This is a genomic window from Candidatus Parvarchaeota archaeon, assembly GCA_016866895.1.
Classification (GTDB): Archaea; Micrarchaeota; Micrarchaeia; order Anstonellales; family VGKX01; genus VGKX01.
Window position 1 is genome coordinate 1 of record VGKX01000197.1, and the last position, 1,677, is coordinate 1,677.

Consider the following 1,677-nt stretch of genomic DNA (forward strand, 5'->3'; position numbering starts at 1 on the left):
TTTTTAATGATACTTAAGTTTGGCCGTTTGTCCCTTATAAAGGTTGCAGCGCTTGAATCAACGAGTTTTCTTTTAGTTCCCTTTTAGCCTGGATAGTTTTTCTTCAAGACCCTCGTAAACTTGCACCTTTTTTTCATCAGGCAAATGGAATAAAAAACGGCTTATTGCAGTTTCCGAAAGCGTGAAGATATAATTAAGTTTGATTACGCTATCCAGTGCAGCCCCATCTTTTTTTCTAAGCGGAATGCCCTGCATTTTTGTATTGCTTGTGATGCCCGCCACAACGACGTTGCCTAGTTCTTCAAAAAGCACCAGTGCAGGTCTTTGTTTTGTCTGTGCGGAATCGGTAAACTGCACAATTGCAAGAACGACATCGCCCGGCTTATACATGGTCCCACGCCTCGTCTTGCTTGTTGTCCCAAAGCTCCTTCATTTTCTTCTTCTGTATTTCATGCAGGTACTTGTCGTAATTGCTTGCCTGTGTTGGCTCCACAAGGCTTGTTATGACCTCGTTGTAGCTTTGCCTTTGGTGTAGCTTCATCCGCTTGAGAAGTTCTAGAAGCCTCTTATCAACCTGAATTGTTGTGAAATCTGCCATTATAATCAACTATAATATACCATAGATAAATATAATAAGTGATGCGCCTGGCATATTTTGGAAAAGAACAGAATACATTAGGATTTTTTTACTCCGTGCTTTTCCCACAGTCAATCGGCCTGAGGCCAAAAAAGGGGGCAAAAAGCAGGTAGGGAAAAGAGCCGATGCGCGTGTTGTAAAGCGCGATGCTTTCAGAAACATAAGTCCTGGCCCCAGCTATCCAGTTTTCAGTGTGGGCAAGCTCCCATGAAAGCGCCTTGTAGTTGTCGCTTGCCTTGAGCTTTGGGTAATTCTCGGCAAGGACAAAAAGCTGTTTTGCCTGGTCGGCCGAGCCTTGCCTGATGGCGGCAATGTCATTCATTATGCCCTTTTCGTATTTGGAATAAGCCTTAATGGCTTCAACAAGATTTGGAATCAGGTCGGCCCTTCTTTTGACCAATGCATCAACATTGGCAGACGCTTTCTCAACACCGTTTTTGAGTATGAACATGCTGTTGTAGTATTCCATAAGCATGACGACAAAGACATAAAGGTACATGCAGGCGACAACAAAGGCGGCAAATATTTCTGTGCCAAAATCCAACACCCTAAAGCGGAAAAGCAGGAGGGCAAAGCTTGCGGCAAAGGCAATTGGGGAGAATGCAAGAACAACATATGTCCAAAAGGAGATGCTTGAGAGAGCGGATTTTTCAGTGCCATCTGCAATGCAAAAGGCGCCTTTGTCCTTGCCTTTGCAAATCATCATTTGCACCCTGCCTTCTTTTTCAACTTCCTGAGCCTGCCCAATCAGGAATATGGAGTCTCCCTCCTCAATGAACTTTTCCTCTATTTCCACCTTGTCTGCATAGTTTGAAAGTGAAGGGCAGTGCTGCGCAAGGAAGGGCGCCAGGTTTTGGTCTGTGCTTGGCTTGTTGAGCAATGCCCCAAGAAAGCCGAATTTTTTTGGCGAGCCGGAATATTTTTTGTCCAAGCCCACAAGGTCCTTGGACATGGAGCCTTTGAGCAGGCCTGAAAAAAGCGAGCCTAAGAAAGACGAGTTTTCTGAAAAGAACGGGAGGACAAGAACTTTGCCCGTGTCA

3 protein-coding genes are annotated in these 1,677 nt (G+C 44.9%); all 3 read right to left on the minus strand.

Annotated elements, in window-relative coordinates; genetic code table 11:
- Positions 1-72: 72 nt before the first annotated feature.
- Entirely contained in the window at positions 73-390 is a 318-nt protein-coding gene (locus FJZ26_05870; GenBank protein MBM3229936.1) for a type II toxin-antitoxin system PemK/MazF family toxin, read from the minus strand.
- A complete protein-coding gene (locus FJZ26_05875) occupies positions 383-598 on the minus strand; it encodes a hypothetical protein (protein ID MBM3229937.1) in 216 nt (71 codons plus the stop codon). Before FJZ26_05875 ends, FJZ26_05870 begins: the two co-directional genes overlap by 8 nt.
- An 88-nt stretch (positions 599-686) precedes the next feature.
- On the minus strand, positions 687-1,677 hold a 991-nt coding region (locus FJZ26_05880; protein ID MBM3229938.1), incomplete at its 5' end, for a LemA family protein.